Source organism: Sporosarcina sp. OR05 (genome assembly GCF_041414805.1).
GTDB classification, from domain to species: domain Bacteria; phylum Bacillota; class Bacilli; order Bacillales_A; family Planococcaceae; genus Sporosarcina; species Sporosarcina saromensis.
The window spans coordinates 187,698-203,185 of record NZ_JANKJL010000003.1; the positions used below are offsets into that span (position 1 = coordinate 187,698).

15 protein-coding genes are annotated in these 15,488 nt (G+C 40.9%); 14 read left to right on the forward strand and 1 reads right to left on the reverse strand.

The window, feature by feature from the left end; translation table 11 throughout:
- The first annotated feature begins 3 nt into the window (after window positions 1-3).
- From NRI27_RS07985 to NRI27_RS08010, 6 genes are all read left to right on the forward strand, one after another.
- Entirely contained in the window at window positions 4-369 is a 366-nt protein-coding gene (locus NRI27_RS07985) for a hypothetical protein (protein WP_371390234.1), read from the forward strand.
- Window positions 370-551: 182 nt separating this feature from the next.
- Window positions 552-737 carry an antitoxin VbhA family protein gene (locus tag NRI27_RS07990; protein ID WP_371390235.1) on the forward strand — a complete coding sequence of 62 codons (186 nt, stop codon included), beginning with the start codon at window positions 552-554 and terminating at the stop codon, window positions 735-737.
- Window positions 738-1,224: 487 nt separating this feature from the next.
- A complete protein-coding gene (locus NRI27_RS07995; RefSeq protein ID WP_317943805.1) occupies window positions 1,225-1,506 on the forward strand; it encodes a hypothetical protein in 282 nt (93 codons plus the stop codon).
- Window positions 1,507-1,897: 391 nt separating this feature from the next.
- Window positions 1,898-2,965, forward strand: a complete 1,068-nt coding sequence (locus NRI27_RS08000) for a Fe(3+) ABC transporter substrate-binding protein (protein WP_371390236.1) — start codon at window positions 1,898-1,900, stop codon at window positions 2,963-2,965.
- Between the two features lie 69 nt (window positions 2,966-3,034).
- Window positions 3,035-4,666: an ABC transporter permease gene (locus NRI27_RS08005; protein ID WP_371390237.1), complete on the forward strand. Its 1,632-nt coding sequence runs from the start codon at window positions 3,035-3,037 to the stop codon at window positions 4,664-4,666.
- A gap of 1 nt (window position 4,667) precedes the next feature.
- Window positions 4,668-5,360 (forward strand): ABC transporter ATP-binding protein, encoded by a 693-nt coding sequence (locus NRI27_RS08010; RefSeq protein WP_317943811.1) that lies wholly within the window; start codon window positions 4,668-4,670, stop codon window positions 5,358-5,360.
- Between the two features lie 169 nt (window positions 5,361-5,529).
- Here NRI27_RS08010 and NRI27_RS08015 read toward each other — a convergent pair whose 3' ends face one another.
- Entirely contained in the window at window positions 5,530-5,814 is a 285-nt protein-coding gene (locus NRI27_RS08015; RefSeq protein WP_371390238.1) for a hypothetical protein, read from the reverse strand.
- A gap of 281 nt (window positions 5,815-6,095) precedes the next feature.
- On the opposite strand from NRI27_RS08015, the gene NRI27_RS08020 reads away from it, so the two are divergent.
- The 8 genes from NRI27_RS08020 (at window position 6,096) to NRI27_RS08055 (ending at window position 15,437) form a co-directional block, all read left to right on the forward strand.
- On the forward strand, window positions 6,096-7,016 hold the full coding sequence (locus tag NRI27_RS08020) for a tetratricopeptide repeat protein (RefSeq protein ID WP_371390239.1): 921 nt from the start codon (window positions 6,096-6,098) through the stop codon (window positions 7,014-7,016).
- A gap of 138 nt (window positions 7,017-7,154) precedes the next feature.
- Complete coding sequence (locus tag NRI27_RS08025; protein WP_371390240.1) at window positions 7,155-7,700, forward strand: GNAT family N-acetyltransferase; 546 nt, start codon at window positions 7,155-7,157, stop codon at window positions 7,698-7,700.
- Window positions 7,701-7,907: 207 nt separating this feature from the next.
- The gene (locus NRI27_RS08030; protein ID WP_371390241.1) at window positions 7,908-9,368 is read left to right on the forward strand and encodes a YcdB/YcdC domain-containing protein; all 1,461 of its coding nucleotides are present in this window, start codon (window positions 7,908-7,910) and stop codon (window positions 9,366-9,368) included.
- Window positions 9,369-9,983: 615 nt separating this feature from the next.
- A complete protein-coding gene (locus NRI27_RS08035) occupies window positions 9,984-12,440 on the forward strand; it encodes a hypothetical protein (protein ID WP_371390242.1) in 2,457 nt (818 codons plus the stop codon).
- A gap of 5 nt (window positions 12,441-12,445) precedes the next feature.
- On the forward strand, window positions 12,446-13,321 hold the full coding sequence (locus NRI27_RS08040; protein ID WP_371390319.1) for an ABC transporter ATP-binding protein: 876 nt from the start codon (window positions 12,446-12,448) through the stop codon (window positions 13,319-13,321).
- A 396-nt stretch (window positions 13,322-13,717) separates the two neighbouring features.
- Entirely contained in the window at window positions 13,718-14,740 is a 1,023-nt protein-coding gene (locus NRI27_RS08045; RefSeq protein WP_371390243.1) for an Rpn family recombination-promoting nuclease/putative transposase, read from the forward strand.
- A 109-nt stretch (window positions 14,741-14,849) separates the two neighbouring features.
- Window positions 14,850-15,095, forward strand: a complete 246-nt coding sequence (locus tag NRI27_RS08050; RefSeq protein WP_371390244.1) for a transposase — start codon at window positions 14,850-14,852, stop codon at window positions 15,093-15,095.
- Between the two features lie 108 nt (window positions 15,096-15,203).
- Window positions 15,204-15,437 (forward strand): transposase, encoded by a 234-nt coding sequence (locus NRI27_RS08055; protein ID WP_371390245.1) that lies wholly within the window; start codon window positions 15,204-15,206, stop codon window positions 15,435-15,437.
- Window positions 15,438-15,488: the final 51 nt, after the last annotated feature.

A 15,488-nucleotide genomic window follows, 5' to 3' on the forward strand; every position in this document is an offset into this window, starting at 1 on the left:
AAAATGTTTCCATATGAGTTAGAAGGTAATAATCGAGTAAACAGACTAAGTTTAAAGAAATTATCAAAATATATTGAGCTTGACAACCAAAAATTATATTTTAGTTTGAATCTAATAAATTTGATAATATACCTAGTTTTTGTGTTTTATGGCCTGCTTCTATTTATAAAATATCAAAATACAGAAACATTAACTAAAGTTGGAGAGCTGTCAGATTGGGTGAAAAAACAGGATTCAATTTCATTGTTTAATGGAGTTACCCTGTTTTCATTAATGATTGCTATTTATACAATAACTTTTCCTATACAAAATAAGATTATTGACGAGGCTGAACAAAAATTAAATGAAAAGAAAAAGGTTTATTATTAAGTTATCTATGTCAATTCTTTCTATCCATAATAAATATCTCATTCATATAAATAAATGGACTATTTTATCTTGGGAGCAGAGCCTCCTGAAGGGAATCTGCTATTACATACCATCTACTGTAACCTGCATTAGGTGGAAAGCTGTTATAATGGTTATACTAACTAAAATGCGTGGTGGTATAGATGCAAGAAGAGTCACGCTTCGAAAGAAGAAAGAAAGTCCAGTTCGCTGTTGGAATGGCAGCGATTGATGGTGGAAAACCGAGCGCATTTACAAAAAAACTTTTAGAGCAGTATGAAAATGGTCAATTAACATCCAGTGAATTAAAGCAAGCCATTGTCAAAAAATATACGAGGACTTCCCAGTAACTATGGACTCGTATGTAGAAGAATCTCCTGAGCCAAATTACCTTAAAAAAATTATTTCAGATGCATTATATGTGGTTCCTTCCCAAAATGTTGATTTGGAGGAGGAAGTCTCTAGTAGTTATCAGGTAATCGGTCCGTACGATGTTTCTGAATACGAGGAAAAACCATTTGATATTGAATTCAACGATAATAAAACTAAAAAGTAATCCACCCTTAGGTTTAGCTTACTATCAAGGTTGGATTATTTTATTTCACAAAAATGCGAATGCTGGTATGACAGTAATGAGAAAATGATGCCAGTGCCAAGTCATTTACATAATTGTAAAATGTATCGGTGGATTAGCAATTAATACTTAAATACCTGTTTAAAATGATTAAATTAACATGAATGTTTCTACTCCATGCACCGTCGAAAATCAACCACCTATGCATAGAATCCCTTTTTGTCACTATACTAAGTCCATCTATAATAGGAGGGATGATGATTGTGACAAACGATTCGAATCCTAGCTGGAAAAAGAACCACCCGAGCTCCCAGCTGAGCAATGCTGTTGAAAAGGCGGAACGCTCGGTGAAGCAAGCGTTGTCAAACCCTGAAGAAATGGCGGTCGAACATGCTTTTAATTCGATTTTACGAGCAGAAAATGCCTTTGCCAATGCAGTGGAAAAAAATGAGCATATGGATACGGTTCATCAGAACAAGGAGCAATTGGATGATTTGCGGCAACAACTGAAGGACGTACATGAGCAAGGTGAAAGTACGGAGTAATTAGGAGAGAAGAGTCGACGATTGCGCAGATTGCCATAAGTGGTAAGCGATATATAGTTTCTTCCGTAGCGGGTATTTGAGGGTACTCTTAATCTCGATGGAATAAAAATACAATAAAAACGGCGATCCATATCTGAATGTAAAAGGTATTGGATCGCTCTTTTTTTCTTTGTATACATGTATGTTCCGTTGAGGCGCAAATACCGCTAGGAAGTACAAAGTGCTATTCCTATATAACGATTCTGATTGGTCTCTTGACAATAAGGTTTTCCGCTATTGAAACATTGTTAAACATATTTCGATTTTTTTCTTGACGAGCGCAGAAATTCATTATATTATCAACGATATTGAGAATCATTTTCAATTAATTGAAGTCAGGAGATGAATAGGTATGAAGAAAAGTATGATTTTTCTTGTTGTCGCTATGATGCTTGTATTATCTGCGTGCGGCAGTGCAAGTAACGAGGGCAAAAAAGAAGAAACAAAAAAAGAGCCAGAGGTACAATCTGGTGAAGTGAATTTATATACAAGCAGACATTATGATGTGGATAATGAATTATATAAAAAGTTTGAAGAAGAAACAGGCGTTAAAGTGAACGTCATCAAAGGTGAAGCTGATGAGCTGATTGAGCGCATTAAGCGTGAAGGTACTGCAACGAAAGCAGACGTTTTCTTAACAGCAGATGTTGGACGTCTTTTCCGTGCGAAGGAAGATGGTTTGCTTCAAGAGGTGTCAAGTGACATTTTAGCTAAACAAGTGCCAGAAAAATTCCGAGATCATGACGATATGTGGGTAGGTTTGACGAAACGTGCACGAGTTTTAGTGTATAATAAAGAAAAAGTGAAACCTGAAGAACTTTCTACTTATGAAGCCCTAACGGAAGATCAGTGGAAAGGACGAGTTCTTGTTCGTTCTTCGGAAAGTGTGTATAACCAGTCCCTTCTTGCTTCTTTCATTGAAATAAATGGAGAAGAGCAAGCGAAAGAGTGGGCACAAGGAATTGTTAACAATCTTGCTCGTAATCCTGAAGGTGGAGACCGAGACCAAGCGAAAGCAATTGCTGCTGGAATCGGTGATGTTGCGATTATGAACACATACTATTTTGGCCAAATGCTGAACTCACAAGATCCGGAAGAAGTGAAAGTAGCTGAGAATCTTGGCGTGTTCTTCCCGAACCAAGAAACAACGGGAGCACATGTGAATATTAGCGGTGCAGGCGTTGTAAAAGGATCGAAAAATGCTGAAAATGCAATGAAATTACTTGAATTCATTACGGGTGAAGAAGCACAAGCAGAGTTTGCTTCAGCGAATTATGAATACCCGGTGAATCCGGATGTTGAACCTTCTGAGCTCCTAAAATCTTGGGGTGAATTCAAAGAACAAGATATTCCGTTGCCAACGCTTGGAGAGAACAACGCGAAAGCGATTATGATCTTTAACGAAGTCGGTTGGAAATAAAAAGAGTAAGCCCCCTGCCGCTTTTGCGGTAAGGGGTTTCTTGCGGAAAAGATAAAGGATGGATTTGTCATGAACAGGTATTTGGCGAACGTGAATGGGTGGACAATTGGAGCTATACTAATTATTATCTTGCTATTTATACCAAATATCTCGATTGTAACCGGCATTTTTTCACCAGCAAGTGAAAACTGGACGCATATTAAGGAATACATGCTCTTAGATTATATAAAATCTTCATTAACACTCGTTTTATTTACGGCATTGTTTACGATAATAATTGGTCTCAGCCTTGCTTGGTTAATTGCCCAATATGATTTTCCGCTAAGAAATTTCATGAAGTGGGCACTCATTCTTCCTTTGTCAATTCCGCCATTTATCGGTGCTTATACGTATCATGGCATTGTGAATTACACGGGTGTGATTCAAAAGACACTCCGTAACCAGTTTGAAATCAATCCTAATCCTGCTTTCTTTGACATCATGAATGTGCCAGGTGCCATTTTCATTTATACAATCTTTCTCTATCCGTATGTATATATGATTACGAGAATTTTTTTGTCACATCAATCCGCGTCGCTCATTGAAAGTGCTCGTACCCTCGGGAAAGGGCCGTGGGCAGTTTTCTTGAAAGTAGTTGTCCCAATTTCACGCGTCTCAATTATTGGTGGCGTAAGTCTCGTGATTTTGGAAGTGTTAAATGATTATGGAGTCGTTAAGTATTTTGGTATTCAAACGTTCAGTACAGCTATTTTTCAGACGTGGTTCGGACTTGGTGATTTGGATTCATCCATTAAACTCGCTGCTTCCCTCATGGGCATTGTGATTTTTATTCTAATGGTGGAACGTTTACTACGTGGTGGTAAACAATACAGTTATTCAACGACAAAAGTGAGACCGCTTCCTCTTGTCAAGTTGAAAGGGAAGTCAGCCGCTTTTGCTACGATGTATACCTTGACGATTTTTAGCATTGCCTTTCTAATCCCTGTCATTCAGCTGGTCGATTGGGTGATCTTGACGTTTGGAAAAGTGCCGATGGATGAGGTTCTCGTGTATACGAAAAACTCTGTTTCTGTCGCTGCACTCAGCGCGACATTGATTATTGTATTCTCGTTGATCATCGGTAATTTTAGCCGGTTCGTCCATCATAAATTTGCAAAAGTACTACCTAAATTGACCATACTTGGTTATTCAATTCCGGGGGCAGTCATCGCGGTAGCGGTCGTTACGACATTTATAGCGCTTGATCGTTTTTTTGCTCCTGGTTATCGGTGGTTCGGGATGGATGCAGATCTTGTCTTAAGTGTGAGTCTTTTCATGCTCATTAGTGCGTATGTCATCCGTTTTTTTGCGATTGGATATAATTCGATTGAAGCTGGATTCGATAAAATCGGCACGGATTTCCATGACGCTTCTCGCATGTTAGGGGTTAGCCGATTGCGAACATTTTTCAAAATCGACGTTCCGATGATGAAGGGTGCGATTATAAGTGGATTTGTCCTTGTGTTTGTCGATATTCTCAAAGAAATTCCATTAACACTTATTTTAAGACCATTCAATTATGACACGCTTGCAACGAAAGCATTTCAGTATGCAAGTGATGAAAAAATCATGGAGGCTTCACAGGCTTCGTTACTGATTGTCGGTGTCAGCGCAGTTGCCATTATTGTTTTCAATAAGCTACTAAGAGAGGAGCCGAAATGATATGTTCATCGACATTCGAGATTTGAGTTTTTCGTATGCTAATTCAGTAACGAGAGCAGTTAACTGCATTTCATTTACAGTGGAAAAAGGGGAAGTCATCTCTATCCTTGGTCGAAGCGGAAGTGGAAAGAGTACAATTTTACGCTTGATCGCAGGTCTTGAAATGCCGGATGCGGGTTCGTTTACATTGAATGGCAGAAAAATTATGGATGCGCGGACATTTATTCAGCCAGAAAAGCGGGGAATTGGGATGGTTTTTCAAGACTATGCGCTATTCCCTCATATGAGTGTAGAGGAGAACATATTATTTGGGCTTTCGAAGATGAGTCGGAAAGAGAAGCAGAAGCGTGTAAATGAAGTGCTTGAACTCGTTGAACTGGAAGGTTTTGAAAAACGCTATCCACATCAATTGAGCGGCGGCCAACAACAAAGGGTTGCTCTTGCACGGGCAATCGCTCCAGAACCTGAACTTATCCTGCTTGACGAGCCGTTTAGTAACCTTGATACAGATCTTCAAGTGAAAATTAGGGAAGATCTTCGGCGCATTCTTAAGAAGGCTAATACGACTGCTGTATTTGTCACGCACAATATCAATGATGCGCATGCACTGGCGGACCGGATTGTGAAGATTAAAGACGGGAAGATTGACATCATTGGGCGTCCATGTGATTTGTTGGTCGGTAGTGCAACGTAAGAACCTACAACACGGGTGGAGTTGTTTTGAGGGACTGCTTTGCCTGTGAAAGAATGAAATTAGTGAATTCAACACGATTACCAAACAAATAAAATGAAAGAAGGGAGCCCGTCATATTGAATGGGCTCCCTTCTTTCATGTAAATTGTTATATAATGGACGCTAAACAATTATTGTGGAGTGGTGCGCATAAATAATTCCCGGTCAAGTGCATTCACTTTATGCGTAATGTATTTGAGTTCTTTCGTCAAATTATCTTTGACTTGTATCGTGTTTTTTGATAACTCTTCGAAGTGTTGGCCGACCCCTGTTAATTTTGATTCAACTGCATCTAATCGTGTATCGACCGCATCAAATCTTGTGTTCATTTCGGCCTTCATGCTGGTCATTTCCGATTCAATAGAAGTAAGCTTGTCCATGACTTTTCCCATCATTTCCGTCAATTGAGTTTCCATCAGTATCACCCCGTTTTACTCATTATACTATTGATGTACAGTTACTTCAACGAGGGATATAATTGCTATAGATGACAGGTATTCTTTCAATTGTTTGAGAAGAGTTACTGCTGACTTCTCTTTATCGGTGGGAGCAATTTAGTTACAGATAATAGATAAAGTTGCTCGCCAATGAGCTTGGCACAAACGAAAACTGCGTTTGTGCGTGTTTACTGTGTAATATCCTGATGTAGGAAGACTACAATAGTCAAAGTGAATTTTACAATAGGAGATGTAGGAGAATGACGGTTAATCTAAATGAAAAGGCACTTCAACTATTTGAGGTCAATGAATATGATGCAGCGCTTGCACTGCTTGAGCAGGTGGTTAAGGAAAAGCGGACAGTGCAATCGTTGAATAATTTGGCGTGGATGTACTTGTATGAAGAAGAGGATGTGCGTCGAGCGAAACCGCTTCTGGAAGAGGTTGTAGCGCTGTGCCCGAACAGTCACTTTCCGTTTAACATGCTCGGAGAAATTGCGTTGGGGGAGAAGGATTGGGAAAGTGCAAGGGAACTGTTGACGACATCGATTACTATTGAATCGTCACGTGAAGCCATTCATAATTTAGCAGTTGCCGACTTTCATACGGATCGTTTTAAGCAAGCGGCAGACGGATTCCATGCAGTCGCTGAAGACTCGGATATCGTTCGTTGGTATGAAGTAATCGCACGTATTCGAAACGGGGAGTTGGCAGTTGCCAAATCAATACTTGACGAGTGGAACAGTGAGTCTGCTCATTATTTAGGGGCAATCGAAGCGGCAGATGCTTATGTGGAATTGGACTGCTGGCAAGAAGCGCGGGACATGTTTGAAAAAGAGTGGAAAGATTATTTCGTTTCGCCTTACGTGATCGGTCGGTATGCGTATGTTTTATTCCGCTTACATGATGTGCACGCTTGCCGGCAAGTGATCGATCAGGCGGTTGAGGACAAGCAAGTGGAAATCGAAGAAGAGAAGCAGGAAATATGCGATGAACATTGGTCTGAAGCGGATAAAGCCGACAAAGTTCAGGAGTTGCATGAGGAACTAAAAGGCCTACAACAACTATTTGCAAAATTGCAGGCAGGCTATCGACCGATTTTTGAGTTTGAATTACATTCTGAGGGCGGCTGTTATTTGTTTGGCTGTAAACAACACGGTCATTCGGAGTGGGTGGAGTGATTGGTTAGGGGATTGTTGGTGGTTCTGGTGAATCAAAGGCTTAGGTAAGCTTTACAAATGGAGCACTTATATTCATGTTGTGTTGCTGAGTAGGAGTCAGCATATATTGTTAGGATTCATTCCAAGGGGGAAATGTATATGGTCGGTATGTTGAAAAGCAAGCGGGTTCTTTTACGAGAATTGGAAGAAGAGGATTGGGTGGGCGTTCATCACTATGCTTCTCAAGAAAAGGTTTGTCGATATCAGCCTTGGGGACCGAACACAGAACAAGATTCCAAGGAGTTTGTAATGCAGGTTTTACGCGATGCTGCGAAGGATAACAGGGAGCGTTTTGTTTTTGCCATATTGCTAAGAGAGAACGGGAAGATGATTGGTGCTGGCGAGATTACTAAACAGGATCATACGAACAGAGTTGGTGAGATCGGCTATATCATTCACCCGGCTTATTGGGGCTCAGGCTATGCAACCGAGACTGCAAACGCCTTACTTACTTTCGGTTTTCGTCAATTAAAGTTCCATCGGATTTTTGCTACATGCGATCCAAGAAACATTGGCTCGTCACGGGTGTTAGAAAAAGTAGGAATGACGTTAGAAGGCAGATTACGAGAGGATTTACTGCTGAGAGATGGCTGGCGTGATTCTTTATTATACAGTGTCTTAGAACAAGAGTGGATTGAGAAATAATGTACTTATTGTGTAATTGAGTTCGTACTTAAAGAGAGAGAGAAAAATTGTTCGTTTTGATTTTCTGAAATAAATACAGTAATCAAGATATCAGCGAGCCGTTATTGTCTTTGATCAAGGATCGATTAATCTCGTAATCTGTGAAAATTAGTGAAATGATGTAGTTAAAGATTTTATTTTTAGATGACAGAGAGGATGATTAAACATATGCAACCGGTTTTTAGAGCTTTGCAGGAATGGATGGCACAACACGTGCAATTTGTGAAAGTGGAAGAGGAGGATGCTGGTGAAATCTACGATATTCTTGAAGAGGATACTGGAGAAGTCGTAGGCCAGTGTATCCTTACTGCATCCAATCGTTTATCGAATTTCTCCTATTTTTGTGAGGAGAAGAACGGCGAGTTGACGAGTAATGATATGCCAGCAATTGCAGAAGCTTTCATCACGCAATTTTATCCGCTTGGTTTACAAACGTATCAGTTGCAGTCGATCATTGATATAAACGACTTATTCATCGTTTCCTATGGAGCGAAAGAGGAGCGATATGGGATAGACGTGCCAGGCATTGGGTTCTCCTTGTCCATTTCACCAACTGGGCAAGTCATTCAATTCAGTTACACACATGAACAAGCGGAAATCCGATATCCTTCGCATATCATTACCCCTGAAGAGGCGAAAGAAAAGTATGCTTCATACATTGATTTTGATTTGATTGTGCAGTTGTTAGATACGGAGCTGTATGCAAATGGAGATAATACGTACCGGCTTCTATATGGGCTTAAAGAGTATGCGATTGACATTCCGGCTTCAGGGGTAGAGCCAGCCGTCGTATCAGTCGGGGGTCAAGTAGAACCTATCGAGATGCGTGTTCCGCCTACTAAATCGCTACATGAATGGATCGGGGTGACACGTCATCATAGAAAAATCGGAGAGCAAAGCGAGGAGGATGTGTTAATTGAAAAATTTATGCACCCTTCAATCGATTTACCCAATGAGCTAGACATGTCTGAAGTTTACGAAGAGAATCTAATCACAATTCATACGCATCGAGTTACTAACTTGCCAAAAGTGTTTTACAATGGCGAACCATGGAAAGGAGAACCAATACGTCTTACAACTGATTTTCTGAAACAACGTGCGCTGGATTTTCTGTTTGCCATCTTCCCACAAGCGTCTGAGCATTTTGTTATGCAAAAGGAAGAGGTGGCGAATGCGTTAGAAACGCCACTTGAAGCGTTCATAGACGATGAGTATGAAGATGATTTTGAGGAGTGGGAGGATGAACTGCTAAACGAAGAAGAAGAAACAGTGCCGTTCTATTTTCAATACCAAGTGAATGGAGTACCAGTCGATGAAAGCGTTACGTGCATCCTAGTAGGCGTTTTATCAGGTCGGATTGTGAGCGCTTCAATTGAACCAATGGAGGAAGAATCGCTTCTTCAAATTTGCACGGAGCCGAAGCTATCCAAAGCGGCAGCGAAAAAACTGTTGTTGGAAAAATTGCACATGGAAATTGCGTTAGCACAAGCGTATGATGAAGACGGAGAGCCGTTCTACGAAGTGGTCTACCTTCCGTCCTACACTGAAACAACTGGACATATTCGCGCAATTGATGCGCAAAATGGTAAAGCGTACTATGTCAATGTGGGGGATAGTTTGTTTTTGTAAACAACTTCTACATGCTTGATAAATGCCTTCGAATAATGTGTCGGTTAGACTTCATCACTTCGTAGTAATTCTTATATAATCATATACATTGGTTGCATGACTTAATTGTTCATTACACAGTCATTGTCCTTAAAGCGTAGAGTGGGCGTTCAAACCGGGCACCACTTTCGTGCAAGGTACAACACGATGAAAATCATTGAAGTCGTGTTGTTCGATTAGGGTTATCTGGACTTTTAGGGGAAGAGTTGAAAAAATGACTTTCCTAATCAGTTTTCATCGTATGTAAAAGAATGTGGCAGCTTCTTGCTTTTGCGAGAGGTTGCTTTTTTTTATTCCCAATCTACCAATGGTAGTTCATAAAGTTACCTTCCGTCTCATCACTATTCATGTTAGAATATGGTAACTGCTATCTAAGTGTGTTTGACACGATACTAGGTGTTCGAATCAAACAAGAACGTTTACGACAGGAACTAAAATTGGAAGCGCTTGCATATACAATATGCTCGCCAGCTCACTTAAAGCCGAATTGAAAATGGAATCTGAAAGCCTAGTGATGAAGTAATTTAAATGCTAATAAATCGACTGGATTGTCATGTTGACGGGGGAGGGCTACAGATGAGAGAGGTCGTCAAGTTCGTAGCAAAAGGGATAAGGAAAAATAAATATATTTATTTACTAGCGTTTGTCATATTACTGATTACGTCTTCCTTGCTATTCATAAATAATGCTCAGATTAGTTCTACCCAAGATGAACTGCAGCAGGCTTTTGACAAACGGGAGGAATCTCTGGATTTTTTAATTAGCAAAACATTGATTAAAAAAAGGTATGTAGGACTTCCAGAGAATCAGCAATTTGCGCTAGATAGCTTACTTGTGCAAGAGAACTATGTAAAGCGGATTTCTCAAAGGTTGTCAGAAGGCGATATGGATATCGCAAAAGACAACCTGGCATTTATAAATGAGTATTTAGACTATCGAAAATATAATTTTATTCATTTTGAAAATGAAGATCTTTTAGAAATTGAGAAAGATAAATTGAACGACTTAGCAAAACACGATCTTCCATTTACTGAGCAGCAAACCCCAGTCAAAACGGTTCTTTTCACTAAGCAGTTATTACATCTGTTGCTTAATCCACTGACGGCGCTTATATTTCTTCTTATGTTCTGCTATAAATATACAACTGATGAACGCAACCGGACATTTGACTTTCTCAAGGTGAATTCGCTATCGAATCCGGCTATTTATTACGGCTATGTCTTTTCCTTTTTTCTATTCATGGTTGGCTACCTTTTGTTTTCGGTGGTTCTGGCCTTTCTGCCACCACTCTTCACAGGTAATTTGAAGACCGTTTATTACCCGTTAGAGGTCGCGATTGGAGGGAATACGGCGATTGTGCCTGCATGGAGGTGGCTCCTTTACCTGCCGATTGGTTGGGGGATTTTCGTCTCCTTGCTATTGGTGGTGGCATCTTGGCTATGCAAGCAGCGCGTATCGCTAGGCGTCTTAGCAGGCTTCATCTTTTTACCGCTTTTGTGCTTGTATCTTCTTGCTGAGCAACTTGGCTTTTCCATGTTGAACCCTATTCATCTCGTAGTGGGTTATGATGCCAGTCTATTCCCGTCTAACCAATTCATCATCTATTTGGTGGGTATGCTGTTACTCTTATTGATATTAATTGGTGCTTCCTATCCAATCTTCCGTTCAAAGCGCATGTTGCTGCGGATGAAGGGTAGGGCAAGTGGCCGCAGACCTTACCAACCAAAGTCGCAGTTAAAGCTTATTCAATTTGAGCATCTGAAGAGAAGACGCGATGGACGAATATTTTTTGTACTGCTATTGCTTACGGGTATCAGTGTCGGCACTTCTATTTTTGTGAATCAGCAATACAAGTCCGTCGATGGAAAAATCGTCAAAGCGATTGAAGAACTACAAAGTTTTTTCATCTCGAACCAGTTCAAATACAAATTGATGGAGGAAGAAGAGGAAGTAGAAAAAGTAGATTCAACCGATGAGACTCCTCTCGTAAAATTTTCAGAGGTTATGGAGAAGGGTATTGCGTTATTGGAAGAGGTTAAAAAGAAAGCAAATACACCTGCATTTCATCATCTCTACAGGGAAACTTTGAAATCACTAGGCCCAGGCAATTCTCAATCTTACAAAGAATTGGAATCCAATCAATGGAGTGTAACAACAATGGCATCGGAAGAGCAGCAAAAGTTGTTAAAAGAAAGAGAAATGCAGCCTTGGCCTATTGGAGGATTATGGATATCGAATTTCGACGATCCAAGCAGGGAGCCTAGCAATGAACTTGCAAGTTTATTAAAAATGGTACAAGAGGAAAATGAAAAATACGGGCACAGCGCAATATTCACCGCCTTTTTCTACATGAATCATAATATTGTGTGGTCAGTGCTAGCTCTGTTTGTTTTCGTGTTATGGGTGAGCTTGGCAGAGGAGCATCGGCCGGATCGAACCGTCCATTTCCTGGTAACAAAACCGCTCCACCTCCGCTCGGTCTACGTCAGCAAGTGGGCATACAACCTGGCAACTGCATGTCTATTCTTCCTGTTCAGCGGTGGGATTGCCTTCGTCGTCAGCTGGTTGCTAGGCGGGTATGGGGAAGCGGATTATCCAATTCCGACATACGCCATCGAAGAAACTGAAAGTGGTGAGGGACAATTTTTTTCTCCTGTCGACAATGTTTATTTTTCATTCGATAGTGTGCAAGGAATGGTCTTGCAAAGCGTGGCTCTCATTTTGGCACAAATTTTCTTTTTAAACAGCCTGTTCAGTTTTATCGGAAGGTGGATGAAAAACCAGTACGCTGTTGTCATAGCAACGCTGCTCATTACAGTTGCTGGATATCTGTTTGCGAGCCAATATCCTTCTCTGTATATGATGTTCAATCCATTTTTGTATTTCAATACATGGCATGTTGTGGATGGCTGGCAATCGATTTTGTTGGAGTCGCCCCTCGTCAATGTTGGAACGGGCTGTCTCGTACTTATCGCCGCTGGAACTGTGCTGTTCTTAGTGGGATTGATTCCAAATAAGGGAAAGGTGTCGTGATAACTATGTTACAAGTGGAGAAATTAACGAAAAGGTATGGAAAAAGACCTGTCCTGCAAGCTGTCACTTTTGAGCTGGCTGCCGGGGAAGTCATCGGGCTAGTTGGACCGAACGGGGCGGGGAAGTCGACGCTCATGCGTTCTATCCTTGCGCTGGAAGAGGTGGATGTAGGAAGTGTATCCGTGCAGGGGGTTTCGAATCAGTCGCCGGAATTTTTCAGATATGTTTCCTTCCTGCCGAGTGATAATTATTTGTATATGCATTTGTCGGGCTATGATCATTTGGCGTTCGTGGCCAATGTCTATGGGCTTGACAAAACAGCGATTGAAGAGGTAATTGACAGCATCGGCATCCGCTCCTATGTGAACGATCCTGTCAAATCCTATTCCTATGGCATGCGGCAGCATTTGCTCATTGCTTTGTCCATTTTAACCAAGCCGCTTGTTATTTTGATGGATGAGCCGTTCAATGGCCTGGATCCGACGAGCATCATTGAATTGAAGCAGTTGATCCGCGATTTATCCGCGCAAGAGATTGGTATTCTCGTCTCGACGCATAACTTGGATATTTTGGAGGACATGACGAAAGCGATTTGGTTTATAAAAGAAGGGGAATTGATTCAGACCAATATAGGGTTGGTTGACAAAGTATCTTATCAGATCGATGTACAGTTAGGGGATGGGCAGACAGTGGACCAGCTGATGGCGGACAGCAATTTGCCTTTCCACCCACTCGCTAACGCGCTGACCACTGATCCAGCGTTTGAAGTGGAACTGTATTTGGAGCAGTTGATTAAGAACGGAGCGAAAATTCAGGCGGTCCAGCAAAGCACCATGGCCCTAGAGGAGAAGTACAAAGAGTTTTATGGTTTGAATACGTAAAAGGTTTTCGTAAGGAACTTCACTGAAATGCAAGAAGGGATGGTTGGTATTACAGTGAAAGTAAAAATATGCTTTCAGCTGTATAAATAAGGCGTGGTATCAGAAGTATTCCATGCTCTTTACTTGGATTTGTGCGAATGGCTAGAAGCATTAAGTTTTGATCAGGACACAAGAATTGATAAATGTATGGGAGAAGTTAGTCAATGCATTCAAATGCATATAGTAATGAAAAAAATAGGGCTGGTAATAATAGTGATACTCTCCGTCATTACGTGAATGAAGTACGTGGGCTTATTATTGTACATATTCTTTCTGTAATGAATAATTTGAACGTATGTTCTTGTTATGTTATCATTTATTTAGTAATCTGAAAATACAGATGGGGGTGTGTTAAAAATGGCGGTGGCATGGGTCAGAGAAGAAGAAGTGACTTATGACGGCGGCTCGTCGGATCAGGATGGTTTATGGAAGAAAGTACTTGGTGATTTATTCGAGGATTTTATATTGTTTTTTTCACCGGAATTACACGCACAGATTGACTTTCAGCAGCACACTGATTTTTTGGACAAGGAACTGTTTCAGGAGATTGCAGACGAGAAAAAAGGTCGGCGATTTGCAGATCGATTGGCGAAAGTCCGACTGAAAAATGGTATGGAACAATGGATTCTTATCCATATCGAAGTCCAAAGCAAGAATGAATCTGACTTTCCTGAACGAATGTTCCGCTACTTCTATCGCATCTACGATCGCTATCAAGAAAAGATTGTTGCCATCGCTGTTCACACATCACCTTACAAAAATACCATTCCAAAACGTTTTACGTACAATTATTTAGGGACTGAGTTAAACTATTCCTATCGAAATTACCGAACGGAAGCGTATTCTAATGATGAATTGGAACGCTCCGAGAATATTTTTAGTAAGATTGTATTAGCCGCAAAAGTTTTACATCAGACGAAAGACGAAGCCCATCAACGCTATCTGTTCAAAAGTAAGCTAATGCGTGAGCTAATCAGGAATCAAAACTACTCACGCACCGCAGTGCAAGCCGTTTTTCATTTTATCGACTACTTGTTACAATTGCCAGAAGCCTATACGAAACAGCTATCAAACGAAATTCGGCCAATCATTCGAGAGGAGACGGAGCTAATGGAGCTATACAATAAGGAAAACGCTTCCCCGACAATTAAAAATGCTTTTGATCTGGAATGGGAAAAGGGCGTTCAGCAAGGCTTGGAACAGGGTTTGGAACAGGGTTTGGAACAGGGTTTGGAACAGGGTTTGGAGCAAGGCTTGGAACAAGGTGTAAAAAAAGTGGTCGTGGAAATGTTAAGAAAGGGAACGCCAGTGGATTTCATAGCAGAAGTGACGCACTTGGCTAAAGAGGAAATTGAAAAGATGAGAGAAATGCTGCAGTGAAAGTAGGATTCCCTGTAGTCTAACAGTGCCAGGTTCTACTAGAATTAGAGATTGTTCTAGAACCTGGCTTTTTCTCATACTGCCCATCATTCGAGAGGAGACGGAGCTAATGGAGCTATACAATAAGGAAAACGCTTCCCCGACAAGTAAGAATGCTTTTGATCTGGAATGGGAAAAGGGTGTTCAGCAGGGCCTGGAACAGGGTTTGGAACAGGGTTTGGAGCAAGGTTTGGAGCAAGGTGTAAAAAAAGTGGTCGTGGAAATGTTAAGAAAGGGAACGCCAGTGGATTTCATAGCAGAAGTGACGCATTTGGAAAAAGAGGAAATTGAAAAGATGAGGGAAATGTTGCAGTGAAGTGTGATTCTCTATCGTTTAACAGTGCCAGGCTCTACTAGAATTTGAGATTGTTCTAGAACCTGGCTTTTTCTCATACTGCCCATTATTCGAGAGGAGACGGAGCTAATGGAGCTATACAATAAGGAAAACGCTTTCCCGACAAGTAAGAATGCTTTTGATCTGGAATGGGAAAAGGGCGTTCAGCAAGGGTTGGAACAGGGTTTGGAGCAAGGTTTGGAACAAGGTGTTAAAAAAGTGGTCGTGGAAATGTTAAGAAAGGGAACGCCAGTGGATTTCATAGCAGAAGTGACGCATTTGGATAAAGAGGAAAATGAAAAGATGAGAGAAATGCTGCAGTGAAAGTAGGATTCCCTGTAGTCTAGCAGAAGTAGTGGGAAGGAATTGTAACTC